This is a genomic window from Achromobacter sp. JCM 18799, assembly GCF_055395645.1.
The window spans coordinates 7026715-7052906 of record NZ_AP043866.1; the positions used below are offsets into that span (position 1 = coordinate 7026715).

Genomic DNA, 26192 nt, shown 5'->3' on the forward strand with positions numbered 1-26192 from the left:
TTCTGCGCATGCGGGATATGGGGGTGTAGCTCAGCTGGGAGAGCGCCTGCTTTGCAAGCAGGATGTCATCGGTTCGATCCCGTTCACCTCCACCAAGTACTTGATGCCTGGTGATGTAGAGGCTAACTCATAGCGTCGTTGAAACGGCCTTATGAGTTAGGTTTTACCTGACAGCTATATTCGTTCTTTAACAATCTGGAAGAAGCACAACGAAAATGTACTTATCAAGTACTCGGCGCAAGCTGATGAAGATAAGTACGGGTTGTGATTGCATTAATTTTGTTCCAAGTTCTCAAGACTGGGGTGAATAACCTCAGACTGCTTTGAAACTTATGAACGGCACAAACGCTAATACTCAGGTCCTATAGCCTACAGCGTTATAGGATCAAGCGACTAAGTGCATATGGTGGATGCCTTGGCGATCACAGGCGATGAAGGACGTAGTAGCCTGCGAAAAGCTACGGGGAGCTGGCAAACAAGCTTTGATCCGTAGATGTCCGAATGGGGAAACCCACCGCAGTAATGCGGTATCCCTGGCTGAATACATAGGCCAGTGGAAGCGAACCGGGTGAACTGAAACATCTCAGTAGCTCGAGGAAAAGAAATCAACCGAGATTCCGAAAGTAGTGGCGAGCGAAATCGGAAGAGCCTTTACGTTTTAGCACGCAAGATAGTCGAACGGAATGGAAAGTCCGGCCGTAGCAGGTGATAGCCCTGTAGGCGAAATCTTGTGTGTGGAACTAAGCGTAAGAAAAGTAGGGCGGGACACGTGAAATCCTGTTTGAAGATGGGGGGACCATCCTCCAAGGCTAAATACTCGTGATCGACCGATAGTGAACCAGTACCGTGAGGGAAAGGCGAAAAGAACCCCGGAAGGGGAGTGAAATAGATCCTGAAACCGTATGCATACAAACAGTAGGAGCCTCCTTGTGGGGTGACTGCGTACCTTTTGTATAATGGGTCAGCGACTTACATTCAGTGGCAAGGTTAACCGAATAGGGAAGCCGTAGCGAAAGCGAGTCCGAATAGGGCGATTCAGTCGCTGGGTGTAGACCCGAAACCAGATGATCTATCCATGGCCAGGTTGAAGGCACGGTAACACGTGCTGGAGGACCGAACCCACTAATGTTGAAAAATTAGGGGATGAGCTGTGGATAGGGGTGAAAGGCTAAACAAATCTGGAAATAGCTGGTTCTCTCCGAAAACTATTTAGGTAGTGCCTCAAGTATTACTGCGGGGGGTAGAGCACTGTTATAGCTAGGGGGTCATGGCGACTTACCAAACTATGGCAAACTCCGAATACCCGCAAGTACAGCTTGGGAGACAGAGCACCGGGTGCTAACGTCCGGACTCAAGAGGGAAACAACCCAGACCGCCAGCTAAGGTCCCAAATTATCGCTAAGTGGGAAACGAAGTGGGAAGGCATAGACAGTCAGGAGGTTGGCTTAGAAGCAGCCATCCTTTAAAGAAAGCGTAATAGCTCACTGATCGAGTCGTCCTGCGCGGAAGATGTAACGGGGCTAAGCGATAAACCGAAGCTGCGGGTGTGCACTTTGTGCACGCGGTAGGAGAGCGTTCTGTAAGCCTGCGAAGGTGGCTTGTAAAGGCTGCTGGAGGTATCAGAAGTGCGAATGCTGACATGAGTAGCGATAAAGGGGGTGAAAAGCCCCCTCGCCGTAAGTCCAAGGTTTCCTGCGCAACGTTCATCGGCGCAGGGTGAGTCGGCCCCTAAGGCGAGGCAGAGATGCGTAGCTGATGGGAAGCTGGTTAATATTCCAGCACCGTCGTACAGTGCGATGGGGGGACGGATCGCGGAAGATCATCAGGGTGTTGGATGTCCCTGTTGCTGTATCGAAGATGGCGCTTAGGCAAATCCGGGCGCGTAAATCAAGGGTATGGCACGAGCGAGCATTGCTTGCGAAGTGATTGGAAGTGGTTCCAAGAAAAGCCTCTAAGCTTCAGCTGTACGAGACCGTACCGCAAACCGACACAGGTGGACGGGATGAATATTCCAAGGCGCTTGAGAGAACTCAGGAGAAGGAACTCGGCAAATTGATACCGTAACTTCGGGAGAAGGTATACCCCGGTAGTGTGAAGCGCCTGCGCGCTTAGCATGATGGGGTCGCAGAGAATCGGTGGCTGCGACTGTTTATTAAAAACACAGCACTCTGCAAAGACGAAAGTCGACGTATAGGGTGTGACGCCTGCCCGGTGCCGGAAGGTTAAGTGATGGGGTGCAAGCTCTTGATCGAAGCCCCGGTAAACGGCGGCCGTAACTATAACGGTCCTAAGGTAGCGAAATTCCTTGTCGGGTAAGTTCCGACCTGCACGAATGGCGTAACGATGGCCACACTGTCTCCTCCTGAGACTCAGCGAAGTTGAAGTGTTTGTGATGATGCAATCTACCCGCGGCTAGACGGAAAGACCCCATGAACCTTTACTGTAGCTTTGCATTGATCTGTGAACCGGCCTGTGTAGGATAGGTGGGAGGCTTTGAAGCGTAGTCGCTAGATTACGTGGAGCCATCCTTGAAATACCACCCTGGTTTGTTTGCGGTTCTAACCTTGGTCCGTTATCCGGATCGGGGACAGTGCATGGTGGGCAGTTTGACTGGGGCGGTCTCCTCCCAAAGTGTAACGGAGGAGTTCGAAGGTACGCTAGGTACGGTCGGAAATCGTGCTGATAGTGCAATGGCATAAGCGTGCTTGACTGTGAGACTGACAAGTCGAACAGGTGCGAAAGCAGGACATAGTGATCCGGTGGTTCTGAATGGAAGGGCCATCGCTCAACGGATAAAAGGTACTCTGGGGATAACAGGCTGATACCGCCCAAGAGTTCATATCGACGGCGGTGTTTGGCACCTCGATGTCGGCTCATCTCATCCTGGGGCTGTAGCCGGTCCCAAGGGTATGGCTGTTCGCCATTTAAAGAGGTACGTGAGCTGGGTTTAAAACGTCGTGAGACAGTTTGGTCCCTATCTGCCGTGGGCGTTGGATACTTGACGGAGCCTGCTCCTAGTACGAGAGGACCGGAGTGGACGTACCTCTGGTGTACCGGTTGTCATGCCAATGGCATTGCCGGGTAGCTAAGTACGGAAGAGATAACCGCTGAAGGCATCTAAGCGGGAAACTCGTCTGAAGATAAGGTATCCCGGGGACTTGATCCCCCTGAAGGGTCGTTCGAGACCAGGACGTTGATAGGTCGGGTGTGGAAGCGCAGTAATGCGTTAAGCTAACCGATACTAATTGCCCGTGAGGCTTGATCCTATAACACTGATGGTTATGACCTGGTGATATAGCGTTCCAAGTGTCGTTCAATACAAAATCTGGCTGCACCGTCGGCAGCCAGCCAACACCAATTACACCCCACCGTGCGCGATCATCGAGTCCGACTCTGATCGCCACGCGTTGTGTTTCTTCCAAGATTGGAGCAGTTGCCTCAACCGCAACCGCTCAACCAGTTACGCTTGACGACCATAGCGAGTTGGTCCCACTCCTTCCCATCCCGAACAGGACAGTGAAACGACTTTGCGCCGATGATAGTGGACGGACGTCTGTGAAAGTAGGTCATCGTCAAGCTTTTATTCCGCAGAACCCCACAGGTAACCCCTGTGGGGTTTTGTCTTTGTGGCGCCGCGTCGATGATTAGACTCGTGCGGTCCGCAGCCTCCAATGAAAAAGCCCTCGCAGGATGCTCCTGCGAGGGGCAATGCGGACGCCGCGCAGCCTACTGTTGCGTGTATTGCTGGCGGTCGATGCCGTGGCGCTGCAGCTTGTCGTAGAAGGTCTTGCGCGGAATGCCCAGCGACTCCAGGGTGGCCTTGATGTCGCCCTGGTGCGCCTGGAGTGCCTCGCGGATGAGCTGCGCTTCGAAGCGCTCCATCCGGTCCGGCAGGCTCGCCGCGGCGTCCTGGGCCATGGCGGTTGGCTGGGCAGAGGTATTCAGCACGCCAAGAACGACGCGTTCGGCGAAATGCGCGAGTTCACGCACGTTGCCGGGCCAATCGTGCGTCATGACATGTTGCTTGATGGACGCCGGCATTTCCGGGATGTCGCGCTGGAAGCGGCGCGATGCGTGGCCGAGGTAGTGGGCAAACAGCAGCGGAATGTCCTCGCGGCGCTCGCGCAGCGGCGGAATCCGGATGGTGACGACATTGAGGCGGTAGAACAGGTCCTCGCGAAACTTGGCGCGTATGGCCGGACTGCCCAGGTCTTCCTTGGTGGCGGCGACCACGCGCAGGTCCAGATTGCGCACTTCGTTGCTGCCCAGGGGAGTGATCTGGCGGGATTCAAGCACGCGTAGCAGCTTGACCTGCACTGCCAGCGGCATGCTTTCGATCTCGTCCAGGAACAGCGTGCCGCCGCTGGCGTGCTCGATGCGGCCGATACGCTTCTTTTGGGCGCCGGTGAAAGCGCCGGGCTCGTGGCCGAACAGTTCGCTTTCGATGACGCTTTCGGGCAGGGCGCCGCAATTGATCGCGACGAGAGCGCGGTGCCTGCGGCGGCTCAGGCGATGCAAGGCGGTGGCAACGACTTCCTTGCCGGTTCCGGTCTCGCCTTCGACCAGGACGTCCACGTCCGCATCCGCGATATGCCGCAGCGTTTGCTTGATGCGCTGCATGGCGGGCGTGGCGCCGATGAAAGGCACTTCGTCGGCCTCGACGGCGAACGCGGCCTCGCGCAGCCGGCGGTTTTCCAGCACAAGGTGGCGCTTTTCCGCAGCGTGCATGATGGCGGTGATCAGCCTGTCGGCGGCATAGGGTTTCGCCAGGAAGTCGTATGCGCCGTCTCGCATGCATTGCACGGCGGTGGCGATGTCGCCATGGCCGGTGATCAGGATGACGGGAATGTCGGGGTCGATGTCCCGCAAGCGCTGGAAGAGCTGCAAGCCGTCCATGTCGGGCATACGAATGTCGCTGACGACCACGCCGTCGAAATCGCGCGTCAGCGCGGGCAGCGCAGAGCGCGCGCTGGCATGCGCGTCCACGGCGATGCCATGCAGTTTCAGCGTCTGCGCATTGGCGCGCAGCAGTTCGTCGTCGTCGTCGATGAACACGGCGCGCGGCGAGAACGGCTGGCGCAGGCTGTCGTCGATGGATGCCGGTGCGGCGGGAGGAAATTCAGGAGCGCGGTTCATGGTGTAGCTCGGTAGCGTTTTGCCGGCCAGGCGCCTTGCGCAACGTCAGGATGAACATGGCTCCGCGGCCCGGGGCATGCGGAGCCGGAAAGACGGGATCGGCCGGGCCGGCGGCGATCAAGTCGCCACCGAATTCGGTGACGATGTCGCGGCAGATGACCAGCCCCAGCCCGAGTCCTTCGGCCTTGGTCGTGTAGAAGGGAGTGAACAGGTGCGCCCGCGCCTCGGCCGACAGGCCGGGGCCGTTGTCGCTGACGTAGACTTGCACGGTCGCACCCAGGTCTTGCAGCGCGACGACGATGCGGCCGTCTGGCCGGCCTTCCAGGGCTTCCATCCCGTTTTGAAGCAGATTCACCAGCACCTGTTCCAGCCGTATGCGATTGGCCAGCACCTGGTAATTCTGATCCGCGGGCGGACGTTGCAGAACGATGCCCTGGCGCCGCGCCCGCGGGGCAACCAGCAGTAGCGCGCCCTCCAGGCAATCCTTCAGGCTGGCGGGTCCGATGGATGTGTCAGCCTTGCGCGAAAAGGCGCGCAGTTCCCCCGTGATGTGGCCGATCCGTTCCGTCAACGCGGCGATGGTGCCCAGGTTCTCCTGCGCCGAGCCTTCGTCTTGCCGGCGCAGGAATTCGGCGGCGTTGTCCGCATAGGCGCGTATGGCCGCGACAGGCTGGTTGATCTCGTGCGCCACGCCGGCAGCCACCTGTCCCAGCAGCGCGAGCTTGCTGGCCTGGACCAACTCCTCTTGCATGGTGTGCAGGCGGGCGGCGGTGCGCTGGCGCTCGTCCATCTCATCGACTAGTTGTTCGTTGACTTGCAGCAATTGAGCCGTGCGTTCGTCGACCAGGGAGGCCAGCTGTTCGTGGACGGCGGCCTGCTGTTCGGCGCGCTCGCGGTTGCGGTGGCGGCGGAAGAGAATGATGCCTACCAAGGCGGCCAACGCGCACTGCGCCAGCAGCGCGCCCAGCTGGGCGTTGGCGGTAGCCTGGTTGATGGCCGCCTGCACGGGTGATAACAGATGCAGCGTCCAACCTGGGGACTCGACGATGGGCAGCGTCGTGTGCACCATTGGCGTTCCTGCCGGGATCTGCGGCAGGGTTACGTCGGCGCGTATGAGCTGGCCGTGACTGATGGGCTGCAGCTGCGGCCGCAAGGGCAGCGGCAGGAAGGGCGCGTCGCCGAATTGCAGGCTGGTGCGCAAGGTCCGGGCCAAGTCTGGGGTGAGCGGAGCCAGCACGTCGAAACGCCAGTCGGAAATACTGCCCAACAGCACCACGCCATGCTCGTCGGTGACGAAAGTGGGCGAGACCGACTGGCGCCAGTCGGCCTCCAGGTCCCGGAAATCCACTTTCAACACGACTACGCCCAGCAGGGCGCCGTTGACGTCGTCCACGCGCCGCGACAAGTACAGCCCGGCCTCGTGGCTGATCGTGCCCAGGGCGAAATGTTCGGCCGAGCCATGGGCTACCGATCCCTGGAAATAGGGGCGGAACTGGTAGTCCACGCCGACAAACGTGGCGGGTTCGCGCCAGTTGCTCGCAGCGATCGCAAGGCCTTTCTTGTCCAGCACGTAAATGGCGGATGCGCCTACGCCGCGGCTTAGCGTATCGAGCTTCTCATCCAGGGATTCGATCTGTCCGTGCGAACCTTCCTGCAGCGCCGCGCGCACGTCGACATCGCGCGTCAGGACAAAGGGCAGCGCCCTGAACTTGTCCAGGTTGTTTCGCAGCAATGCCGCGTTGAGCTGGGCTGCCACGCGTGCCTGTTCCCCGGCATTCTTCAGCGCGCCGTCGCGCGCCCAGAGGGTGGCGGCGTGCAGCACCCCGTAGACGATGGCGACGACCAACAAGATGGCGATGGCCTTCCAGGGCCAAGGCCAGACGGGCGTATGCCGTGGGCGGCGCGGCTGGCTGGCCTGGTCCGGACCGGGCCAGGCATCGCGGGGGGAGGAGCGGGTCGACATGGGATGTGCGGTTTTTCGCACATTCTATATCTATTCTGTGTGAAATTCCGCCAAAAATCGTCGGGCCAGTGCGCTGGGGAAGAAGAAAATTCGTTTCTGATCAAGGGTTTGGAGCCCAGGCGCGGGGCTGGTCGATGCTGGCATGCCTCTTGCATTAGTAAAGCCAAGCCTGGTGGAGTCGTCTGCCGGGTGAAATCGGCTTGCGGCGAGACGCGCTGGCCAGAAAACAGATAACGCCCCGTCGCCCGCGCTGAATCGCCCGGAGCAAGGGGCCTTGGTGGGGACAATCCCAATGATCGACGTGGATCAAGTCGCGCCCGCGCGCAAGCTCAAGTTCTATCAAATCCTTTATGTGCAGGTGATTTTCGCCATCGTGGTGGGCGTGCTGCTGGGCGCGTTCAAGCCCGAGCTTGGCCAGCAGATGCAACCGCTGGGCGACGCCTTCATCAAGCTGGTGAAGATGATCATCGCGCCGGTGATCTTTTTGACCGTAGCCACCGGCATCGCCGCGATGAGCGACCTGAAGAAGGTCGGTCGCGTGGCGGGCAAGGCCATGCTGTACTTCCTGGTGTTCTCGACGCTTGCGCTGATCGTAGGCATGATCGTCAGCCACATCGTCCAGCCGGGCGCCGGCATGCACATCGACCCCAAGACGCTGGACGAGAAGGCAGTGTCGGGCTACGTGGCCAAGGCGCATGACTCGACGATCACGGGCTTCCTGATGAACGTGATTCCGACCACGATCTTCAGCCCGTTTGTCGGCGGCGACATCCTCCAGGTGCTGTTCGTGGCGGTGTTGTTCGGCATTTCGCTGGCCATGGTGGGCGAACGCGGACAGCCGATACTGAACTTCATGACCGCCCTGGCGCAGCCCGTCTTCAGGCTGGTCGCCATCCTGATGAAGGCCGCGCCCATCGGCGCCTTTGGCGCGATGGCCTTCACCATCGGCAAGTACGGCATCAAGTCCGTCATCAATCTGGCGATGCTGGTGGGTACGTTTTACGCAACCTCGGTGCTGTTCGTGGTCGTGGTGCTGGGCCTGGTGGCGCGCTACAACGGCTTTTCGATCCTGAAGCTGGTGCGCTACATCCGCGAAGAACTGCTGCTGGTGCTGGGCACCAGTTCGTCCGAAGCCGCGTTGCCCACGCTGATGCAGAAGATGGAACGGGCCGGCTGCTCGAAGTCGGTGGTCGGGCTGGTCGTGCCCACCGGCTACTCGTTCAACCTGGACGGCACCAACATCTACATGACGATGGCGGCGCTGTTCATCGCGCAGGCTTGCGACATTCCGCTGTCGTTGGGCGACCAGATCCTGCTGCTGCTGGTGGCGATGCTGAGCTCCAAGGGCGCGGCGGGCGTGACCGGGGCGGGCTTCATCACCTTGGCCGCGACCCTCTCGGTGGTGCCTTCCGTGCCGGTCGCCGGCATGGCGCTGATTCTGGGCGTGGACCGCTTCATGTCGGAATGCCGCGCGCTGACCAACCTGGTCGGCAACGCGACTGCCGCCGTGGTCGTGGCGCGCTGGGAAGGGGAACTGGATAAGGAACAGCTGCATGCCGCGCTTGAGGGCGAGCTGCAGCCGGTGCCCGTGCCTGCCCCGGCTCCGGTTCAGGAAGCGCCGAGGACTGGCGGCCTGCCCATGGGCCAGCCGATGCAGCACGGCTGAAGCGGTGTAGATCCGCAGTCGCCTGCGCGCGGCCGCGTCTGTTGATGCGGCGATGCTGCCCGGCGGTAAAAAGAAAATCCCCCGGACCTTGACGGTCTCGGGGGATTTTTTCCGGCAGGACGCCGCAGCTTTCAGGGCACCTGTATACCTGCCGCGCGCAACAGGTTCGCGGTTTCGAACAAGGGCAGGCCCATCACGCCGGTGTAGCTGCCGGCGATATGTGAAATGAACGTGCCTGCCAGACCCTGGATGCCATAGGCGCCGGCCTTGCCGTAGGGTTCGCCGCTGTCGCAGTAGCGGCCGATTTCCTCATCCGTCAGCGCGCGCATGCGGACTTCGGTGATGGACACGGCCTCCAGCAACTGGTTTCCAGTCCAGACGGCGACAGCGGTATGCACTTCGTGGGTGGAGCCGGACAGGGCCCGCAAAATGCGTATGGCGTCGTCGCGGTCGGCCGGCTTGCCCAGTACCGCGCCCGCCAGGATGACGGTGGTGTCGGCGGCCAGCAGCGGCAGTTGCGGCAGGTCCTGGCTGAGCATCCAATCGCGTCCGCGCAAGGCCTTGTCGCGCGCAGTGCGTTGGACGTAGTTGGCGGCGCTTTCGCCAGGGTGCTGGGGTTCGTCCTCGCCCGGCGGGGCGGGTACGAGCAGGACTTCGTGGGCCAGGCCGACCTGGGTCAGCAGCTCGCGCCGCCGGGGACTGGCGGAGGCAAGGTAGAGGCGCGCGGAGGTTGCGGTGTCGGTCATGCGTCAGCGGGATGGGCGCCGGCCCGGCCAGAGGGTCAGGCGCGGTGGTAGGGATGGTTCGTCATGATGGCCCAGGCCCGGTAGAGCTGTTCGGCCAGCACCACGCGCACCATGGGGTGCGGCAGCGTCAGCGAGGACAGGCGCAATTGGCCGGAACAGGATGCCTTCAGGTCGGCATCCAGCCCGTCCGGGCCGCCGACGAGAAAAGCGACATCCTGGCCGCCTGCGCGCCATTGTTCCAGCTTTTGCGACAACGCCATGGTGGTGAGGTCGCGTCCGCGTTCGTCCAGCGCCAGGCGCAACGCACTGGCGGGCAGGGCGGCTTCGATCCGCTTGGCTTCCGCCGCCATCATCTGGGCAGGGGTTTTACCGGTGGTGCGGGGTTCGGGTTTGATTTCGCGCAGTTCCAGCGCGCAGTCGGCCGGCAGGCGCTTGGCGTAGTCGTCCCAGGCGGTTTGCACCCAGTCCGGCATGCGTGTGCCCACGGCCACGACGATCAGCTTCACGGCGCGCTCAGTACTCGGCGTCGTGCGCGCCGTCGTTGGCGACCGGCGCGGGGCGGGTGGACTCGGGCAGGAGCTTCACGCGCACCGGCTTGCCGCCCCAGATTTCTTCCAGGTTGTAGTACTGGCGGATGGCGGGTTGCATGATGTGCACGACTACGTCGCCCAGGTCGACCACGACCCATTCGCCGGTGTCTTCGCCTTCGATGGTGATGCCGGAGAGGTCGAGCGCGCGGCCGCGGTCCGCGACGCTGGAAGCGAGGGCGCGGGTCTGGCGGTTGGAGGTGGCGCTTGCAATCACGACGCGATCGAACAGGCTGGTCAGATGCGTGGTGTTGTAGACCTTGATGTCTTGCGCCTTGACGTCTTCGAGGGCGTCGATGACGGCGCGTTGGAGTTTTTGTATATCCATAGTCAGTAAATATAACCCGCGGGCGGACAGCGGATGCTGGCCCCGTGGCGCTTTCAGCGCACCGCGGGTGTAGGTTTATCGGTAAAGATGGTGCGCCGCAATATACGCGGCCACCGGTGCGGCAAGCAGGCCCTCGGTCGATTCGCCTTGCGCCAGGCGCTGGCGGATCTGCGAGGCCGAAACCGGCATGGGAGCAAAAGGCAGCTCCTGCAGTTCGCGACCCTGGCGGCGCAGGTGTTCGGCCAGCGCCGGCGGGGCGGTGAGCGCCGTGCCCGGGCGGGTGGCGACGGCCAGGTCCACCAGGCTGGCGATGTCCTGCCAGTCGCGCCAAGTGCAGAAATTCGCCAACTGGTCGGTACCCAGCAACCAGACATAGCGCGCGTCCTGGGGGAGGGCGCGCAGCGTGTCTATCGTGTAGGTCGCGCCGCCGCGTTCGATTTCAATGGGATTGACGATCAGGTGCGCATGGCCGGCGATGGCCAGTTGGAGCATGTCGCGGCGTTGTTCGGCCGTGGCGTGCAACGCTGCACGCTGCCAGGGATTGGCCGCGGGGATGAGCTGCACCTCGGCCAGGCCCAGCGTCTGCAAGGCATTTTGCGCCAGGGCGATGTGCGCGACGTGGACGGGGTCGAAACTGCCACCCAGCAGGCCGATGCGCTTCAAACCCAGTCCCGCGGTTTGAGGTAGGCGGCCAATTCGGCCTCGGGCGTACCCGCTTCGGGCTGCCAGTCGTAGCGCCACTGCGCCAGCGGCGGCATGGACAGCAGGATCGACTCGGTGCGTCCGCCGGACTGCAGGCCGAACAGCGTGCCGCGGTCGAAGACCAGGTTGAACTCCACATAGCGTCCACGGCGGTAGGCCTGGAAATCGCGCTCGCGTTCGCCGTAGGATTGGTCGCGGCGGCGTTCCACGATCGGCATGTAGGCCGGCAGGAAGGCGTCGCCCACCGAACGGGTCAGCGCGAACGAGGCGTCAAAGCCGGGAGCGTTCAGGTCGTCGTAGAAGATGCCGCCCACGCCGCGCGTTTCATTGCGGTGCTTGAGGAAGAAATACTCGTCGCACCAGCGCTTGTAGCGCGGGTAGTAGTCGGCGCCATGGCCAGCCAGCGCATCGCGGCAGGTGGCGTGGAAATGGCGGGCGTCTTCCTCGTAGGGATAGTAGGGCGTCAGGTCGATGCCGCCGCCGAACCAGAAGACGTCGGCCTCGTCGTGGCCAGGCCGCGCGGCGGCCAGGAACATGCGCACGTTCATGTGCGTGGTGGGCACATAGGGATTGCGCGGATGCAGCACCATGGACACGCCCATGGCTTCCCAGGAACGGCCGGCCAGTTCCGGGCGGTGCGCGCTGGCCGAGGGCGGCAGCTTGCTGCCCTGGACGTGGCTGAACAGCACGCCGGCCCGTTCGAACAGCGAGCCGCCTTCCAGCAGGCGCGACAGCCCGCCGCCGCCCTCGGGGCGGACCCATTCGTCGGTACGGAAGGCTGCGCCCTCGGCGGCTTCCAGGGCGCCGACGATGCGGGCCTGCAAGCCGGTGAGGTAGTCCCGGACGGAAGAGACGGGCAAGGCGTTCATTGACGGTTCCGGCTAGGCGTTGGGCTTGGACTTCTGCTGCGAGGGCTTGAGCGCTCGCCAGCCGATGTCGCTGCGGTACTGGCGGCCGTCGAAGTGGATGCCGTCGATCGCTTCGTAGACGCGGTCGCGGGCCATCTTGACGGAGTCGCCCAGCGCCGTGACGCACAGCACGCGGCCGCCGGTGGTCTTGACTTCGTCGCCGTCGAGCTTGGTGGCGGCGTGGAACACCATGCAGTCTTCGGCGTCGGCGGGCAGGCCGCGGATGACATCGCCGGTGCGCGGCGTGTTGGGGTAGTTGTGCGCGGCCAGCACGGCGCCCAGGGCAGTACGGCGGTCCCAGGTGATGTCGGCCTGGTCGAGCGTGCCGTCGACGGCATGCTCCAGGGCGTCCAGCAGGTCGCTCTTGACGCGCATCATGATGGGTTGCGTTTCAGGATCGCCCATGCGGCAGTTGAATTCCAGGGTCTTGATCTCGCGGTCGGGGTCGTCGCCCGGGGCGATCATCAGGCCGGCGTACAGGAAGCCCGTGTACGGGATGCCGTCGCGCGTCATGCCCTGCACGGTCGGCAGGATGATTTCGCGCATGATGCGGTGGTGCAGTTCCGGGGTGACGATGGGCGCGGGCGAATACGCGCCCATGCCGCCGGTGTTGGGGCCCTGGTCGCCGTCCTGCAGGCGCTTGTGGTCCTGGCTGGTGGCCAGGGCCAGCACGTTGCGGCCGTCGCACATGACGATGAAGCTGGCTTCTTCGCCCACCAGGCATTCCTCGATGACGACGCGCGCGCCGGCGGCGCCCATGGAGCCGTCGCCCAGCATGGCGTCCACGGCGGCATGCGCTTCTTCCAGCGTGGCGGCGACCACGACGCCCTTGCCCGCGGCCAGGCCGTCGGCCTTGATGACGATGGGAGCGCCTTCCTGGTCGATGTAGGCATGCGCCTTGGCCGGATCGGTGAAGGTTTCGTAGCGGGCGGTCGGGATGTTGTGCCGGACCATGAAGGCCTTGGCGTAGTCCTTCGAGCTTTCCAACTGAGCGGCGGCCTTGGTGGGGCCGAAGATCTTCAGGCCGCGGGCGCGGAACACGTCGACGACGCCGGCGGCCAGGGGGGCTTCAGGGCCGACGACGGTCAGGGCGACGCCTTCGCGTTGCACGAAATCAGCCAATTCCTCGGCATTGGTGAACGGGACGTTCTCGATCTGTTCGGCGCGTTGCGTGCCGCCGTTGCCGGGAGCGACGTATACCTTGTGGACGCGCGGGGAGCGGGCCAGCCGCCAGGCGAGGGCGTGTTCTCGGCCGCCAGAGCCAATTACCAGGAGTTTCATGTTGCGTGGTTCTTAAGGTTGCCAGTCGAGCGCCGCAAGGCGCCAGCCCGTGGAGTAGGCCAGGATCCAGGCGGACCCGGATCCGGTGACAGCGTGGCGCCGGACAGGCAAGGCCCGCCCGGCGCCAGGGTAATGGGTTTACTGCGCTTCGTCGAAAACGACGTTCGTATAGACTTCCTGCACGTCGTCCAAGCCTTCCAGGGCGTCGAGCAGTTTTTGCATCTTGATGGCGTCTTCGCCGGCGAGTTCGGTCTCGTTGAGGGCCTTCATGACGATGCCGTCCACTTCGGCCTTCAGGCCGGCGGCGTCGAAGGCGCCGCGCACGGCGGCGTAGTCAGCCGGGGCGCAGACCACTTCGATCACGCCTTCCTCGTCGGTCGTCACGTCTTCGGCGCCGGCTTCGAGGGCGGCTTCCATGACCTTGTCTTCCGAGGTTCCGGGGGCGAACACGAATTGGCCGCAATGCTTGAACATGAAGGCGACCGAGCCTTCCTGGCCCAGGTTGCCGCCGTTCTTGGCGAAGGCGTGGCGCACTTCGGCGACGGTGCGGGTGCGGTTGTCGGTCATGCAGTCGACGATCACGGCTGCGCCGCCGATGCCGTAGCCTTCGTAGCGGACTTCTTCGTAGGCCTCGCCGTCGGCGCCGCCCGCGCCGCGCTGGATGGCGCGCTGGATGTTGTCCTTGGGCATGTTGGCGTCGGTGGCCTTGTCCCAGGCCATGCGCAGACGCGGGTTGCTGTCCGGGTCAGGGCCGCCGGCACGCGCCGCCACGGTGATTTCACGAATGATCTTGGTCCAGAGCTTTCCGCGCTTGGCGTCTTGGCGCCCTTTGCGGTGCTGAATATTGGCCCATTTGCTGTGTCCGGCCATGGCTTCCCAGGGTAATTTGTCTGCAAAAATGGCATTTTACCGTGCCAGCGCCCAGCGCGCCCGGGGGCGGACCGCATGTGTCCATATTGCCACGCGCACAAGCGGCGCAGCAGGCTCTACACTTGGGCATCCATCTGATTCCCTGGTCCGGAGAGCTGCACATGCCCAACCCCATCGTCATCGCCAAGAATGCACAGACCGAATTGGCGCTGCTGCCCGCCCTGGCGAACCGCCACGGCTGCATCACGGGGGCCACGGGCACCGGCAAGACCGTCACCCTGCAGGTTCTGGCGGAATCCTTCTCGCGTATCGGTACGCCGGTGTTCATGGCCGACGTCAAGGGCGACCTGACCGGCATTTCCCAGGCCGGCGCGGCGACTCCCAAGCTGCTGGAACGCCTGAAGAACCTGGGCCTGAGCGAACCGGCCTGGGCGGCCAGCCCCGTCACCTTGTGGGACGTGTTCGGCGAGCAGGGGCTGCCGGTGCGGGCCACCGTGTCGGACATGGGGCCGCTGCTGCTGTCCCGCATCCTGGAATTGAACGATACGCAGGAAGGCGTGCTGACGCTGGTCTTCAAGGTCGCGGATGACGAAGGCCAGTTGCTGCTGGACCTGAAGGACCTGCGCGCCATGCTGCAGAACGTCGCCGACCGCGCTTCGGAACTGAAGACGCGTTACGGCAATGTGTCTTCCGCCAGCATCGGCGCGATCCAGCGCGGCTTGCTGGCCCTGGAATCGCAGGGCGCGGAGAAATTCTTCGGCGAACCCATGCTGGACGTGGCCGACCTGATGCGCACGGACGCGCAGGGGCGCGGCATGGTCAACGTGCTGGCCGCGGACAAGCTGATGCAGGCGCCACGCCTGTATGCCATCTTCCTGTTGTGGCTGCTGGCGGACTTGTACGAGAAGCTGCCCGAAGTCGGCGACATGGACCAGCCCAAGCTGGTGTTTTTCTTCGACGAAGCCCACCTGCTGTTCAATGACGCGCCCGCCGCGCTGCTGAACAAGATCGAGCAGGTGGTGCGCCTGGTCCGCTCCAAGGGAGTGGGCGTCTATTTCGTGACGCAGAATCCGCTGGACATCCCCGACACCGTGCTGGGGCAATTGGGCAACCGCGTCCAGCACGCCTTGCGGGCGTTCACGCCGCGCGACCAGAAGGCGGTGAAGACGGCGGCCCAGACGATGCGGCCCAATCCGGGGCTGGACATCGAGGCCGCCATCACCGAGCTGGGCGTGGGCGAGGCGCTGATTTCCTTGCTGGACCCCAAGGGGCGGCCGATGCCGACCGAACGCGCCTACATCGTGCCGCCGGCCAGCCGGATCGGCCCGGCGACCGACGCGGAGCGGCAAGCGCTGCGCCAGGGCAGCCCGCTGGCGTCGAAGTACGAGAAATCGATAGACCGCGAGTCCGCCTATGAAGTACTGGCCGGGCGCGCGGCCAAGCCGGCGGACCAGGCCGGCGCGGCCAGGAACGGTTCCGCGCAGCCCGAAGGCAAGGGCGCCGCGGAAGAATCGGGCGGCGGTCTGATGGACAGTTTGAACGAGGTTCTGTTCGGGTCGACGGGCCCGCGCGGCGGCAAGCGCGACGGTGTGGTGCAGACCATGGCCAAGAGCACGGTCCGGTCGATCGCGCGTGAATTGACCCGGGGCATTTTGGGTTCCTTGCTGGGCTCGAAAGGCCGGCGTTGAATCCCTCGTCCGGCGAGCCTGCCGGACGTCGTTGGTACGCCCGATTTGGGGCCGTATCGAGTAACATTCCCGTGCAATGACAAGGAGGTCGCGCGTGGCCGCTCAGACCCGTGGCACGCGCGATGCATCCAAAGAAAACAAAGGAAGACGTGGTGGCAAAGAAACACAAGATAGCGGTGATTCCCGGAGACGGCATCGGCAAGGAAGTCGTGCCCGAAGGCTTGAAAGTGCTGGATGCGGTCGCAACGCGATTTGGCATCGATTTTCAGTGGGACCATTTCGACTGGAGCTGCGACTACTACGCCAAGCACGGCAAGATGATGCCGGACGACTGGCAGGCGCAGATCGGCCAGCATGAAGCGATTTTCTTCGGCTCGATAGGCTGGCCCGCCACGGTGCCTGACCACGAAGCGCTGTGGGGCTCGCTGTTCAAGTTCCGCCGCGAGTTCGACCAGTACATCAACCTGCGCCCGGTGCGCCTGATGCCCGGCGTGCCTTCGCCGCTGAAGGACCGCCAGCCCGGCGAGATCGACTTCTTCATCGTGCGCGAGAACACCGAAGGCGAATACTCCAACAGCGGCGGCCGCCTGTTCGCGGGCACCGAGCGTGAAGTGGTCATTCAGGAAAGCGTCTTCACGCGCATCGGCGCCGATCGCGTGCTCAAGTTCGCTTTTGAACTGGCCCAGAAGCGCGGCAAGCATCTGACCGCGGCTACCAAGTCCAACGGCATTTCCATTTCGATGCCCTGGTGGGACGAGCGCGTGGCCGAGATGGGCGAAAAGTACCCGGACGTGCGCTGGGACAAGTACCACATCGACATCCTGTGCGCGCATTTCGTGCAGCATCCCGATTGGTTTGACGTGGTGGTGGCTTCCAACTTGTTTGGCGACATCCTGTCCGACCTGGGGCCGGCCTGCACGGGCACCATCGGCATCGCGCCTTCGGCCAACCTGAACCCTGAACGCAAGTTCCCGTCCCTGTTCGAACCGGTGCACGGTTCGGCGCCGGACATCTACGGCAAGGGCATCGCCAACCCGATCGGCCAGATCTGGAGCGGCGCGCTGATGCTGGATTTCCTGGGTTATCCAGACGCGTCGGCGGCGGTCGTCAAGGCCATCGAGACCGTCCTGGCGGAAGGTCCGCGCACCCGGGACATGAAAGGCACCGCCTCCACCGCCGACGTCGGCAGCGCGATTGCCGCGCTGGTCGCGGCGGGCTGAGGCAAGCCGCTGGCTAGGCTCACAGACTAGTCCATGGACGATTCCGTTTTTTCCCCTTCCTCCGCCCCCGTGGGCGGCGGAAGGGCCGACCGGTTTGCGCGCAAGCTGTTCCGCGTACTCCGGTCGCGCACGCAGCGGCACAATCAACATCTGTGGCCGTTCGTGCGCATCTGGAGGGATCGATCGGGCGTTATTTGCGGCTTTCGCGCCTTTGGCCGGTCGCAGCCAGTCACGCCGCTAGCCCAAGGCTACGATGCTGCCGACGAGGAAATTCATCTGATCCTGAGCGGACCGTCGGTCACTCAGATACCCTACGACCGGCTGAATATCCGTACGGCGATGGGCGTGAACGGCGCCATCATGCTGGCGCGCAAGTTCGATCTGCCGTTCAAGTATTACTGCATCATCGACCAGAACTTCGTGCGCCAGCGTATCGATCTGGTGCGCGAGATCGTGTCGCGCGACCTGACCCTGTACGTCTTGCCCGAGGTCCTGCGCTACATCATGCAGGGGCTGCCGCAGGAGTCGATCCGCTGCCGCATCTGCATCATCGAACTGATCGCCGAACGCGCCTACCAACGCATTTCCGCGCCGGCCGTGCTGCAGCGCATGGCGGCAGCCTCGCCCGACGTGCAACTGCTGGACGCGAAAAGGGGCATGGGATTCAGCTTCAATGTGGAACTGGGCGTGTTCGACGCCGATACCGTGGCCTATGCCGCCTTGCAGGTGCTGGTATCCAGCGGCGCACGCAAGGTCTACACGCATGGGCTGGATCTGACGCTGCAGAACGGCTTGCGCTTCTACAATGAGGGGCAGACGCCCCAGTCCAGCAGGCTGGCGCGCAAGTTCGCGCAACTTATCGAGCCATCGTTCCGCTTCGCGGCAGCGCAATGGCGCGCGCGCGGCATCTCGGTGTTCAACCTGTCGCCCATCAGCGCCTTGCCGGCCGACGTCATCGAGCGCGCCGACTGGCAGGTCTTGTTGAAGGAATAGGGGAAGGTATCGCCTGGTCCTGGACGCAACGCGATCCGGGACCAGGCGCTGCGCCCTAGTGGGCGCCTGCGGCCGCTTCGGCCGCGCCGCCGCCGCCCGCCTTGGCCGACCGGGGACGGGCAAACCACACCAGGCCGGTCAGGGCCAGGAAGATGATCGCGGAGGCATAGAACACGTCCACCGCCGACATGGTGAAGGCTTGCGCATTGATCAGCCCGTCCACCATCGTCAGCGCTTGCTGATGCGTCACGCCCAGCCCGTTCTGCAGCGTCGCCATGGTCTGGTCGAACGCCTGCTGGCCGGGCTTGGCGACTTCGGTGAGCTGCGCGTGATGCATGGTTGCGCGGTTTTCCCACAGCGTGGTGGCGATGGATGTGCCGAACGCGCCCGCGGTCAGGCGCAGGAAGTTCGACAGGCCCGAGGCCGCGGGGATGCGCCACGGCTCGATGCTGGACAGCGTGATCGAGGTAAGCGGCACGAAGAACGTCGCCATGGCCGCGCCCTGGATGATGGTCGGCACCATCAGCGTGCGGACATCGGTCTGGGTGTTGAATCCGGAACGCATGAAGCACACCAGCGCGAAGATCAGGAACGCCACCGTTGCGATTTGCCGCGGATCGCGCGTGGCCAGCATCTTGCCGACGATGGGCGTCAGCAGGATCGCCAGCAGGCCCACCGGCGCGGTCACCAACCCCGCGTAAGTCGCGGTGTAGCCCATGTTGCTTTGCAGCCAGAGCGGCAGCAGCACCACGTTGCCGAAGAAGACGCCATAGGCCACCGCCAGCGTCAGCGCGCCGACCGTGAAATTGCGGATCTTGAACAGGCGCAGATCCACCACGGGGTGGGCGTCGGTCAGTTCCCAGATCAGGAAGAAGACGAAGGCGACGAAGGCGGTCGCGGCCAGCGCGATGATGGTGCCGCTGGCGAACCAGTCCAGCTCCTTGCCCTTGTCCAGCATGATCTGCAGCGCGCCTACCCACAACACCAGCAGCGCCAGGCCGACCTTGTCGATCGGCAGCTTGCGCGTGACCGATTCGCGGTCGCCATAGATGCGCCAGCTGATCCAGGCGGCCAGCAGGCCCACCGGCACGTTGATGTAGAAGATCCACGGCCAGGTGTAGTTGTCGGAGATCCAGCCGCCCAGCAGCGGCCCGGCGACGGGCGCGACCAGCGTGGTCATGGACCAGACCGCCAGCGCCATGCCCGCCTTGGACTTGGGGAAGCTCGCCAGCATCAACGCTTGCGACAGCGGAATCATGGGCCCGGCGACCGCGCCTTGCAGCACGCGGAACGCGATCAGCGCTTCCAGCGAGGGCGCAAAGCCGCACAGCCACGACGCCAGCACGAACAGCAGCGTGGAAACCAGAAACAGCCGCACCTGTCCGAAGCGTTGCGTGAGCCAGCCCGTCAGCGGCACCGTGATCGCGTTGGCCACGGCAAACGAAGTGATGACCCAGGTGCCCTGGCTGGTGCTGACGCCCAGGTCGCCCGAGATGGTGGGGATGGACACATTCGCGATCGAGGTGTCCAGCACGTTCATGAACACCGCCGTGGACAGCGCGATGGACCCGATGATGCGGGTCGCGCCTTCCAGCGGCGGGTGGGAGCCTGGCGGGGGCGCCGGCGCGGCGGCAGGCTGCTTGGCGGCGCTCATGATGCGAGGTTGGCCTCGATGATCTTGCTGATCATGGCGTCGACTTCATCATGGGCCGGCTCGAAGGCGCGCGTCGACCAGGCCGGTTCCTTGCGTTCGGCCTGCGTCAGCGGTTCGCCTTCCTGCTTGCCCACGTCGACTTCCACGTCCATAGACAGACCCACGCGCAGCGGGTGCTTCTTCAGGTCCTCGGGGTCCAGCGCGATGCGCACCGGCACGCGCTGCACCACCTTGATCCAGTTGCCGGTGGCGTTCTGGGCGGGCAGCAGCGCGAAGGCGCTGCCCGTGCCGGCGTCCAGGCCCGCGATGGTGCCGTGGTAGGTGACCGCGCTGCCGTACAGGTCGGCCACCATCTTGGCCGGCTGGCCGATGCGCATCTTGCGCAGCTGGCCTTCCTTGAAGTTGGCTTCGACCCACACCTGGTCCAGCGGCACCACCGTCATCAGGGCCGAGCCGGGCGCGACGCGCTGGCCGACCTGCACACTGCGCCGGGCCACCACGCCGCCCACCGGAGCGGGCAGTACGGTGCGCGACTGCGCCAGCCAGGCGTTGCGCAGGCCGGCGGCGGCCTGCTGCACGTCGGGGTGGTTGGCGACCGTGGTGCCCTGGGTCAGGGCCTGGTTGGTGGCCAGCTTGGCGCGGGAAGCTGCCAGCGCCGCGCGCGCTTGCGCCAGGCCGGACTGGGCGGACTTCAGCGCGGCTTCGGCGTGCAGGATCTCTTCGCCGCTGACGCCGCCGGACTTGGCCAGCTGCTGGCGGCGGTTGACGTCGCTTTGCGCGCGGGTCAGCTCGGCCTGGGCGCGCAGGATGTCGGCGTTGCGCAGGTCGACGTCGGCGGCCAGGGCGTCGTTCTGGACGTAGATGGTGCGCACCTGGCGCACCGTTTGCGCCAGCTTGGCCTGGGCCTGCTGCAAGGCCACGTCGGTGTCGGCCGGATCCAGGCGCACCAGCGGCTGGCCTGCGGCCACGGTTTCGGTGTCGTCGGCCTCGATGGCCACGACCGTGCCGGGCACTTGCGGCGTGATCTGCACCAGGTTGCCGTGCACGTAGGCGTCGTCGGTGCTCTCGAAGTGGGCGCCGAACAGCGCCCACCAGATGCCGTAGGCGATCGCGATGAGTATGAAGGCCCCGGTGGCCAGCAGCAGCAGGCGTTTGCGGGCGGGGTTGGCGGCGGGTGTGGCTGCGGTCATGACGTCTGAGTCCGGGGAACGTTCAATGGGTGGAGTTCGTGGCGGGGGCCGGCTCGGCCGCGGGGGCGTAGCCGCCGCCCAGCGCGTTGGCGAGACTGGCGTCCAGCTGATAGGCGCGGATACGCAGATCGGTGTCCAGCCGCGCCTGGGTCAGCACGCCGGTCTGCGCGATGAGCACGGAGATGTAGTTGCCCATGCCGGCCTTGTAGCGCTTGACGGCCAGGTCGTAGGCGGCGTCGATGGCTTCGCGGGCCTGGCGCTGCTGGGCCTTTTCCTGGTCCAGCAGGCGCAGGCCGTCGAGCGCGTCGGCCACCTGGTGCACGGCGTCCAGCACGGTCTGGTTGTAGTCCGACACCGCGAGGTCGGCGTCGGCGCGCCGGCCCGCCAGGTTGGCGTTCAATTCGCCGCCGTGGAAGATCGGCAGCGTGACCGCCGGGCCGAAACCGGCCATGCGGGCATCCGCGCCCAGCAGGTTGCCGGTGCCCATGGCCTGGAAGCCGACGAACGCCGCCAGGTTCACATTGGGGTAGAACTCGGCGCGGGCGCTGTCGATGGCGTGGCGGGCGGCTTCGGCGCGCCATTTCGCGGCGGTGACGTCGGGGCGGTGGCCCAGCAGGTCCAGCGGCACGTTGGCGGGCACGCCGCCGGCGGGCGCCGTCAGCGCCACCGGCTGCAAGGATTGCCCGCGTTGCGGACCGGCCCCGGCCAGCGCGGCGACCTGATTGCGCAGCTGCGCCAGCGTGGTGTCGGTCTGGGTCAGTTCGACCTTGCCGGCGGCCAGCGACGATTCCGCCTGTTTGACTTCCACCTGGGTGTCCAGTCCGGCCGTGTAGCGGCCCTGGGTCAGCGACAGCACCTCGGCGCGCTGGGCCAGCACGCGGTTGAGCACGTCGCGCTGGGCAAAGGCGTTCTGCAGGTTCAGGTAGGCGCGGACCAGGGCGCCGGCCAGCAGATTGCGCGCCGCCTGCGCGTCGGCCGCGGCGGCGGCCTGCTGTGACACGGCCGCTTGCAGGCGCGAGCGGTTCTTGCCCCAGAAGTCCAGCTCATAGCTGAAGTCCAGCGCCAGGCGGTTGTCGCTCACGACCGAGCCGCCCATGGGAGCGGGGTAGATGTAATCCTTGGACAGGTGTTCGCGGGTCAGCGTGTAGTTGGCGTCCACCCGGGGCAGCAGCGGGGCGCGTGCGATGCCGACCGCGGCATTGGCCTTGGCCAGGCGGGCTTGCGCCGCGCTCATCGAGGGGTTGTTGGCCAAGCCCTCGTCCAGCAAGGCATTGAGCTGCGGATCGCCGTAGCGCTGCCACCATTGGGTTTCAGGCCAGACGGTGTCCTGGCTGGTGAGCCCCAGCTTGGCGCCGTCCAGCGCGGCCACGGGCTCGGAGCCGGATTCCATCAATGCGCAACCGCTCAGGGCCAGCACCAATACGGTAGTAAGAAGGCGTTTCATCCTGACTGTTTGCTGAAAGTAATTGATTGATCTGTATTTGCCTAGGCAATCATTATGCCAAATAAAACCCCGAAAGCCGGGGTTCGCTGGCGGCCCTTAGCGGTTTGGAGGTGCTGACGAGGCAGAGCCGTTGGCGATCATCCGGCGCAGCAGGTGCTTGAGCTGCGCGACTTCGTCGCTGGAAAACCCGCGCAGGTGGTAATTCAGGACTCGCGCGATATTGGGCGGGATCGCGCGCGCCTTGGCCTCGCCGATCTCGGTGAGTTCGATCTTGACGACCCGGCGGTCCGTCTGGCATCGGTTGCGGCGCAGCAGGCCCTTGGCTTCCAGCCGGTCCAATGCGCGGGTCATGGCGCCCGTGTCCATGCCGGTGAGCCTGGCGAGTTCCGCGGGCGTATCGGCGCGGCCCTGGAATACCAGCAGCACGGGACGCCATTGCATCGCGGTGAGCTCCAGCGGGGCCATTTCCTGGTCCAGCATCCGGTTCAGGGAATTGGAGACCAGCTTGATCAGGAAGCCGGCGTTTTCATCCATCACGCAGCTGGCGTCTGCACGGTAATGGACGGGGCCGTCGGACGGGGAAGGGGGAGGCGCAGCAGTCATATGCGCCGAATTTTACTGCCTAGTCAGTTATTGTCAAGGCTGTGTTTTCACCGCAGGGTCCGGCTGTGCGGCGGGCGCCTGCTTGCGCAGGCCCGACCAGACGATGGCGGCCACGATCAGGGCGGCGCCCGCCATCATGCGCGGCGTCGGTTCCTGGCTGAACAGCGCCCAGGCGAACGCGATCGCGTAGACGGGCTCCAGCGCGATGACCAGTCCGGCGCTGCGCGCGTTCAGCCGCGTCAGGCTGGAGACGAACAGATAGTGGGATAAGCCCGTGCAGAAGACGCCCAGCAGCGCCAGCCAGAACCAGTCCAGCGCAGGCAGCGCGGGCAACTGGGACACGGCGAAGGGCAGCATTACCAGCGCCACGATCAGGTTCTGCCAGCAGGCTACCTGCATCGGGTCCATGCCCGAGGCCGAACGGCGGTTGCTCAACGCCAGCAGGGCGAAGCTCAGGCCCGACAACAGGCCCCAGGCCAGGCCGATGGTGCCCTGGTCGGCCAGGTCGAACGCGGGCGTGACCAGAACCAGGCCTGCAGTCACCAGGCCCAGCAGCAACCATTCGGTCGGGCGGATGCGTTCCCGGAAGAGCAACCCCTCGAACAAGGTGATGAAAGCGGGGAAGCTGGCGAAACCCAGCGTGGCGATGGCGATGCCGCCGACTTTCACGGCGATGAAGAAGGTGACCCAGTGACCCGCCAGCAGGGCGCCGGATACCACCAGCACGAACAGCTGCGCGGGCGTCAGGGCGCCCAGCAGCGGCTTGCGGCGCATGCGCGCGAACAGCCCCAGCGCGAGCACCGCGAAGACGGCCCGGCCCAGCGTGATCACGGCGGCGCTGGCCTGGATCAATTCGCCGAACACGCCGGTCAGGCCGAAAAGCACGGCGGCAACGTGGATGTAGGTGAGGGCGCGGTGTCGGGTCATGCGTGAGGCAGGCGTATGGCGAAGAAAGCGTGGGTAAAGGCGTGCGGCGTTTTGGCGCTGAATCTAAAATCATCGCATGAATCGCCTTGCCAAGCTTTCGCCGCCCTTCCGCCTTTCCAACCGCGCTGCCGGCTTTTTCCTGGCAACCCTGGGCGCAGTCCTGTTCTCGGCCAAGGCCATCGTGGTGAAGTTCACCTACCGCTATGGCATCGACGCGGTCACCCTCATTGCTTTCCGCATGCTGTTCGCCATGCCGTTCTTCGCGGCGGTGGCCTGGTATCAGTCGCGCCGCGCGGCGCGCGGCGAAATCCCCGTGATGACCTGGAGGGAGCGCGCGCAGGTCTGCGTGCTGGGCCTGCTGGGCTATTACCTGTCCAGCTTCCTGGACTTTCTGGGGCTGCGCTACATCACCGCCAGCCTGGAGCGCCTGATCCTGTTCCTGTCGCCCTCGCTGGTGGTGCTGTTGTCGGCGTTCTGGTTCAAACGCCCGGTCGAGCGCCGCCAGTGGATGGCCATGGCGCTGTCCTATGCCGGGGTGGTGCTGGTGTTCGCCCACGACCTGTCCTTCGGCGGTAGCGAGGTGCTGTTAGGGTCTTTGTTCGTTTTCGGGTCGGCCGCAAGCTATTCTGTGTACCTGATCTGTTCGGGGGAACTGGTCAAGCGCTTGGGCGCGACGCGCCTGGTGGCGTATGCCATGCTGGTGTCCTGCGTGGCCTGCATCATCCAGTTCTTTGCCGTGCATCCCCCGTCCATGCTGATCCAGCCTGCCGGGGTCTACGGGTATTCGGTGATCCACGCCACGCTGAATACCGTGGTGCCGGTGTTCATGCTGATGTGGGCGGTGGCGCTGATCGGCGCGCCCACCGCGTCGCTGCTGGGCATGATCGGGCCGGTATCGGTGCTGTTTCTGGCGTCGTGGTTCCTGCAAGAGCCCATCACGGTGTGGCAGATGGCGGGGACCGCGTTGGTGCTGGCAGGGGTATTCGTGCTGATGGGGGGCGGGGCCGGCAGGCTGGCGTCCGTCAGGCAGGACGAGGCCCGGCCATCGCGTTGAATCTGGTTTTTCTCGTTCAGGGGCCGCAGACAGGCTCTCGTTAGCATTTTTTCCAATGAAAGGAGGCCAGCATGGCCAGCAATCTCGTCAAGGCAATTCGTATCGAGCAGCACGGTGGTCCTGAAGTCCTGAAGCTGGTCGAGGTGGAAGTGCCTCCGCCCGCCGCCAATGAAGTCACGATCGAGCAGCACGCCGCCGGCCTGAACTTCATCGATATCTATTACCGCACGGGTTTGTATCCCCACGCGCTGCCGCATGGCCTGGGCTTCGAGGGCGCGGGCGTCGTGACCGCCGTCGGCGCCGACGTCACGCATCTGAAAAAGGGCGACCGCGTCGCCTACGGCCAGAGCCCCATCGGCGCCTACGCCAAGGCGCGCAATGTGCCGGCGGCGCAGGTCGTCAAGGTGCCCAAGGGCATCGGCTTTGACGAAGCCGCAGCCCTGATGCTCAAGGGCCTGACGGTGCAATACCTGTTCCGCCAGACCTACCGCCTGCAAGGCGGCGAGACCATCCTGTTCCACGCGGCTGCGGGCGGCGTGGGCCTGATCGCATGCCAATGGGCCAAGGCCCTGGGCGTGAAGCTGATCGGCACCGTCTCCAGCCCCGAGAAGGCCGAGCTGGCCCGCGCCAACGGCGCCTGGGAAACCATCGACTACTCGCGCGAGAACGTGGCCGAACGCGTGCTCGAACTGACCGACGGCAAGAAGGTGCCGGTGGTGTACGACGGCGTCGGCAAGGACACCTGGGAAACCTCGCTGGACTGCATCGAGCCGCGCGGCCTGATGGTGAGCTTCGGCAACGCGTCCGGCCCCGTGTCGGGCGTCAACCTGGCGACGCTGAACCAGAAGGGCTGCCTGTACGTGACGCGCCCGTCGCTGGGCCTGCACGTGAACACGCTGGCCAAGCTGCAGGCCGCCTCCGAGGAGCTGTTCGACCAGGTCCTGAAGAAGAAGATCAAGGTCCGCATCGACCAGCGCTACTCGCTGGAGCAGGCCGGCGAGGCCCAGACCGCGCTGGCCGCGCGCAAGACCACCGGCGCCACGGTGCTGATGCTGGACTGATCCGACGTCCGCGGTGCGCGGGCCCCAAAGGGGCGCCGCGCCAGGCCCGGCACCGCGCGGCGCGCATTGCCGGGCTTTTTTTGCGCCGTGCGCAGAATGACAAATCGCCATGCACGGTCCGACAAGCCTTCCGGGAAGGCCGTTGCTATCCTGGCTTCAACCATTTCGTTG

General features: G+C 64.3%; 20 protein-coding genes, 1 tRNA gene and 2 rRNA genes. 9 read left to right on the forward strand and 14 right to left on the reverse strand.

Annotated elements, in window-relative coordinates; translation table 11 throughout:
• The first annotated feature begins 19 nt into the window (after positions 1–19).
• From ACZ5YA_RS33370 to rrf, 3 genes are all read left to right on the forward strand, one after another.
• Positions 20–95, forward strand: a tRNA-Ala gene (locus ACZ5YA_RS33370).
• Between the two features lie 288 nt (positions 96–383).
• Positions 384–3266: ribosomal RNA gene (locus ACZ5YA_RS33375) — 23S ribosomal RNA — on the forward strand.
• A gap of 199 nt (positions 3267–3465) precedes the next feature.
• Positions 3466–3578 (forward strand): 5S ribosomal RNA (gene rrf, locus ACZ5YA_RS33380).
• 148 nt (positions 3579–3726) lie between these two features.
• On the opposite strand, the gene ACZ5YA_RS33385 is transcribed toward rrf, so the two are convergent.
• Both ACZ5YA_RS33385 and ACZ5YA_RS33390 read right to left on the reverse strand, forming a co-directional pair.
• Complete coding sequence (locus ACZ5YA_RS33385; RefSeq protein WP_280016812.1) at positions 3727–5136, reverse strand: sigma-54-dependent transcriptional regulator; 1410 nt, start codon at positions 5134–5136, stop codon at positions 3727–3729.
• Positions 5120–7099, reverse strand: a complete 1980-nt coding sequence (locus ACZ5YA_RS33390) for a sensor histidine kinase (RefSeq protein ID WP_464091830.1) — start codon at positions 7097–7099, stop codon at positions 5120–5122. The genes ACZ5YA_RS33385 and ACZ5YA_RS33390 overlap by 17 nt, the downstream gene beginning before the upstream one ends.
• A gap of 292 nt (positions 7100–7391) precedes the next feature.
• On the opposite strand from ACZ5YA_RS33390, the gene ACZ5YA_RS33395 reads away from it, so the two are divergent.
• Positions 7392–8765, forward strand: coding sequence for a dicarboxylate/amino acid:cation symporter (locus tag ACZ5YA_RS33395; protein ID WP_251877094.1), 1374 nt, complete (start codon positions 7392–7394; stop codon positions 8763–8765).
• Positions 8766–8896: 131 nt separating this feature from the next.
• Here ACZ5YA_RS33395 and ACZ5YA_RS33400 read toward each other — a convergent pair whose 3' ends face one another.
• The 7 genes from ACZ5YA_RS33400 to ACZ5YA_RS33430 form a co-directional block, all read right to left on the reverse strand.
• Positions 8897–9511: a Maf family protein gene (locus tag ACZ5YA_RS33400; RefSeq protein ID WP_464091831.1), complete on the reverse strand. Its 615-nt coding sequence runs from the start codon at positions 9509–9511 to the stop codon at positions 8897–8899.
• A 35-nt stretch (positions 9512–9546) separates the two neighbouring features.
• The gene (gene rlmH, locus ACZ5YA_RS33405) at positions 9547–10017 is read right to left on the reverse strand and encodes a 23S rRNA (pseudouridine(1915)-N(3))-methyltransferase RlmH (RefSeq protein WP_059378867.1); all 471 of its coding nucleotides are present in this window, start codon (positions 10015–10017) and stop codon (positions 9547–9549) included.
• Between the two features lie 7 nt (positions 10018–10024).
• Positions 10025–10426, reverse strand: coding sequence for a ribosome silencing factor (gene rsfS, locus ACZ5YA_RS33410; RefSeq protein WP_013392761.1), 402 nt, complete (start codon positions 10424–10426; stop codon positions 10025–10027).
• Positions 10427–10501: 75 nt separating this feature from the next.
• Positions 10502–11089: a nicotinate (nicotinamide) nucleotide adenylyltransferase gene (nadD, locus tag ACZ5YA_RS33415; RefSeq protein WP_118933615.1), complete on the reverse strand. Its 588-nt coding sequence runs from the start codon at positions 11087–11089 to the stop codon at positions 10502–10504.
• Positions 11086–11997, reverse strand: a complete 912-nt coding sequence (gene hemF / locus ACZ5YA_RS33420) for an oxygen-dependent coproporphyrinogen oxidase (RefSeq protein ID WP_059378870.1) — start codon at positions 11995–11997, stop codon at positions 11086–11088. Before hemF ends, nadD begins: the two co-directional genes overlap by 4 nt.
• Positions 11998–12009: 12 nt before the next feature.
• Positions 12010–13317 (reverse strand): phosphoribosylamine--glycine ligase, encoded by a 1308-nt coding sequence (gene purD, locus ACZ5YA_RS33425; protein WP_054458757.1) that lies wholly within the window; start codon positions 13315–13317, stop codon positions 12010–12012.
• A gap of 138 nt (positions 13318–13455) precedes the next feature.
• Positions 13456–14187, reverse strand: a complete 732-nt coding sequence (locus tag ACZ5YA_RS33430; protein ID WP_059378872.1) for a YebC/PmpR family DNA-binding transcriptional regulator — start codon at positions 14185–14187, stop codon at positions 13456–13458.
• A 161-nt stretch (positions 14188–14348) separates the two neighbouring features.
• Here ACZ5YA_RS33430 and ACZ5YA_RS33435 point away from each other — a divergent pair, with 161 nt between their 5' ends.
• The 3 genes from ACZ5YA_RS33435 to ACZ5YA_RS33445 all read left to right on the forward strand — a co-directional run bounded on the left by ACZ5YA_RS33435 (position 14349) and on the right by ACZ5YA_RS33445 (position 18088).
• Positions 14349–15875: a helicase HerA-like C-terminal domain-containing protein gene (locus ACZ5YA_RS33435; RefSeq protein WP_059379031.1), complete on the forward strand. Its 1527-nt coding sequence runs from the start codon at positions 14349–14351 to the stop codon at positions 15873–15875.
• Positions 15876–16027: 152 nt separating this feature from the next.
• A complete protein-coding gene (locus tag ACZ5YA_RS33440; protein ID WP_059379033.1) occupies positions 16028–17095 on the forward strand; it encodes a tartrate dehydrogenase in 1068 nt (355 codons plus the stop codon).
• A 33-nt stretch (positions 17096–17128) separates the two neighbouring features.
• Positions 17129–18088 (forward strand): hypothetical protein, encoded by a 960-nt coding sequence (locus tag ACZ5YA_RS33445; protein ID WP_059378873.1) that lies wholly within the window; start codon positions 17129–17131, stop codon positions 18086–18088.
• Between the two features lie 55 nt (positions 18089–18143).
• Here ACZ5YA_RS33445 and ACZ5YA_RS33450 read toward each other — a convergent pair whose 3' ends face one another.
• From ACZ5YA_RS33450 to ACZ5YA_RS33470, 5 genes are all read right to left on the reverse strand, one after another.
• Entirely contained in the window at positions 18144–19742 is a 1599-nt protein-coding gene (locus ACZ5YA_RS33450; RefSeq protein ID WP_118933613.1) for a DHA2 family efflux MFS transporter permease subunit, read from the reverse strand.
• Positions 19739–20932, reverse strand: coding sequence for an HlyD/EmrA/EmrK family protein (locus tag ACZ5YA_RS33455; RefSeq protein ID WP_118933612.1), 1194 nt, complete (start codon positions 20930–20932; stop codon positions 19739–19741). Before ACZ5YA_RS33455 ends, ACZ5YA_RS33450 begins: the two co-directional genes overlap by 4 nt.
• 22 nt (positions 20933–20954) lie before the next feature.
• Complete coding sequence (locus ACZ5YA_RS33460; protein ID WP_059378877.1) at positions 20955–22376, reverse strand: efflux transporter outer membrane subunit; 1422 nt, start codon at positions 22374–22376, stop codon at positions 20955–20957.
• A 96-nt stretch (positions 22377–22472) separates the two neighbouring features.
• Positions 22473–22979 (reverse strand): MarR family winged helix-turn-helix transcriptional regulator, encoded by a 507-nt coding sequence (locus tag ACZ5YA_RS33465; RefSeq protein WP_054458746.1) that lies wholly within the window; start codon positions 22977–22979, stop codon positions 22473–22475.
• Between the two features lie 33 nt (positions 22980–23012).
• The gene (locus ACZ5YA_RS33470; RefSeq protein WP_059378881.1) at positions 23013–23906 is read right to left on the reverse strand and encodes a DMT family transporter; all 894 of its coding nucleotides are present in this window, start codon (positions 23904–23906) and stop codon (positions 23013–23015) included.
• Positions 23907–23982: 76 nt separating this feature from the next.
• On the opposite strand from ACZ5YA_RS33470, the gene ACZ5YA_RS33475 reads away from it, so the two are divergent.
• Together ACZ5YA_RS33475 and ACZ5YA_RS33480 are read left to right on the forward strand one after the other, a co-directional pair.
• Positions 23983–24960, forward strand: coding sequence for a DMT family transporter (locus tag ACZ5YA_RS33475; RefSeq protein WP_251877082.1), 978 nt, complete (start codon positions 23983–23985; stop codon positions 24958–24960).
• A 71-nt stretch (positions 24961–25031) separates the two neighbouring features.
• A complete protein-coding gene (locus tag ACZ5YA_RS33480) occupies positions 25032–26021 on the forward strand; it encodes a quinone oxidoreductase family protein (protein WP_464091832.1) in 990 nt (329 codons plus the stop codon).
• Positions 26022–26192: the final 171 nt, after the last annotated feature.

What these genes read in the sequence shown, in the direction of transcription:
- ACZ5YA_RS33450 (WP_118933613.1), bottom strand. Translation starts at nt 19,742, where the DNA reads ATGAGCGCCGCCAAGCAGCCTGCCGCCGCGCCGGCGCCCCCGCCAGGC.
- ACZ5YA_RS33480 (WP_464091832.1), top strand. Translation starts at nt 25,032, where the DNA reads ATGGCCAGCAATCTCGTCAAGGCAATTCGTATCGAGCAGCACGGTGGT.
- rsfS (WP_013392761.1), bottom strand. Translation starts at nt 10,426, where the DNA reads ATGGATATACAAAAACTCCAACGCGCCGTCATCGACGCCCTCGAAGAC.
- ACZ5YA_RS33465 (WP_054458746.1), bottom strand. Translation starts at nt 22,979, where the DNA reads ATGACTGCTGCGCCTCCCCCTTCCCCGTCCGACGGCCCCGTCCATTAC.
- purD (WP_054458757.1), bottom strand. Translation starts at nt 13,317, where the DNA reads ATGAAACTCCTGGTAATTGGCTCTGGCGGCCGAGAACACGCCCTCGCC.
- ACZ5YA_RS33445 (WP_059378873.1), top strand. Translation starts at nt 17,129, where the DNA reads ATGGACGATTCCGTTTTTTCCCCTTCCTCCGCCCCCGTGGGCGGCGGA.
- hemF (WP_059378870.1), bottom strand. Translation starts at nt 11,997, where the DNA reads ATGAACGCCTTGCCCGTCTCTTCCGTCCGGGACTACCTCACCGGCTTG.
- ACZ5YA_RS33460 (WP_059378877.1), bottom strand. Translation starts at nt 22,376, where the DNA reads ATGAAACGCCTTCTTACTACCGTATTGGTGCTGGCCCTGAGCGGTTGC.
- ACZ5YA_RS33385 (WP_280016812.1), bottom strand. Translation starts at nt 5,136, where the DNA reads ATGAACCGCGCTCCTGAATTTCCTCCCGCCGCACCGGCATCCATCGAC.
- ACZ5YA_RS33395 (WP_251877094.1), top strand. Translation starts at nt 7,392, where the DNA reads ATGATCGACGTGGATCAAGTCGCGCCCGCGCGCAAGCTCAAGTTCTAT.
- ACZ5YA_RS33430 (WP_059378872.1), bottom strand. Translation starts at nt 14,187, where the DNA reads ATGGCCGGACACAGCAAATGGGCCAATATTCAGCACCGCAAAGGGCGC.
- ACZ5YA_RS33470 (WP_059378881.1), bottom strand. Translation starts at nt 23,906, where the DNA reads ATGACCCGACACCGCGCCCTCACCTACATCCACGTTGCCGCCGTGCTT.
- ACZ5YA_RS33435 (WP_059379031.1), top strand. Translation starts at nt 14,349, where the DNA reads ATGCCCAACCCCATCGTCATCGCCAAGAATGCACAGACCGAATTGGCG.
- ACZ5YA_RS33455 (WP_118933612.1), bottom strand. Translation starts at nt 20,932, where the DNA reads ATGACCGCAGCCACACCCGCCGCCAACCCCGCCCGCAAACGCCTGCTG.
- ACZ5YA_RS33400 (WP_464091831.1), bottom strand. Translation starts at nt 9,511, where the DNA reads ATGACCGACACCGCAACCTCCGCGCGCCTCTACCTTGCCTCCGCCAGT.
- ACZ5YA_RS33390 (WP_464091830.1), bottom strand. Translation starts at nt 7,099, where the DNA reads ATGTCGACCCGCTCCTCCCCCCGCGATGCCTGGCCCGGTCCGGACCAG.
- ACZ5YA_RS33475 (WP_251877082.1), top strand. Translation starts at nt 23,983, where the DNA reads ATGAATCGCCTTGCCAAGCTTTCGCCGCCCTTCCGCCTTTCCAACCGC.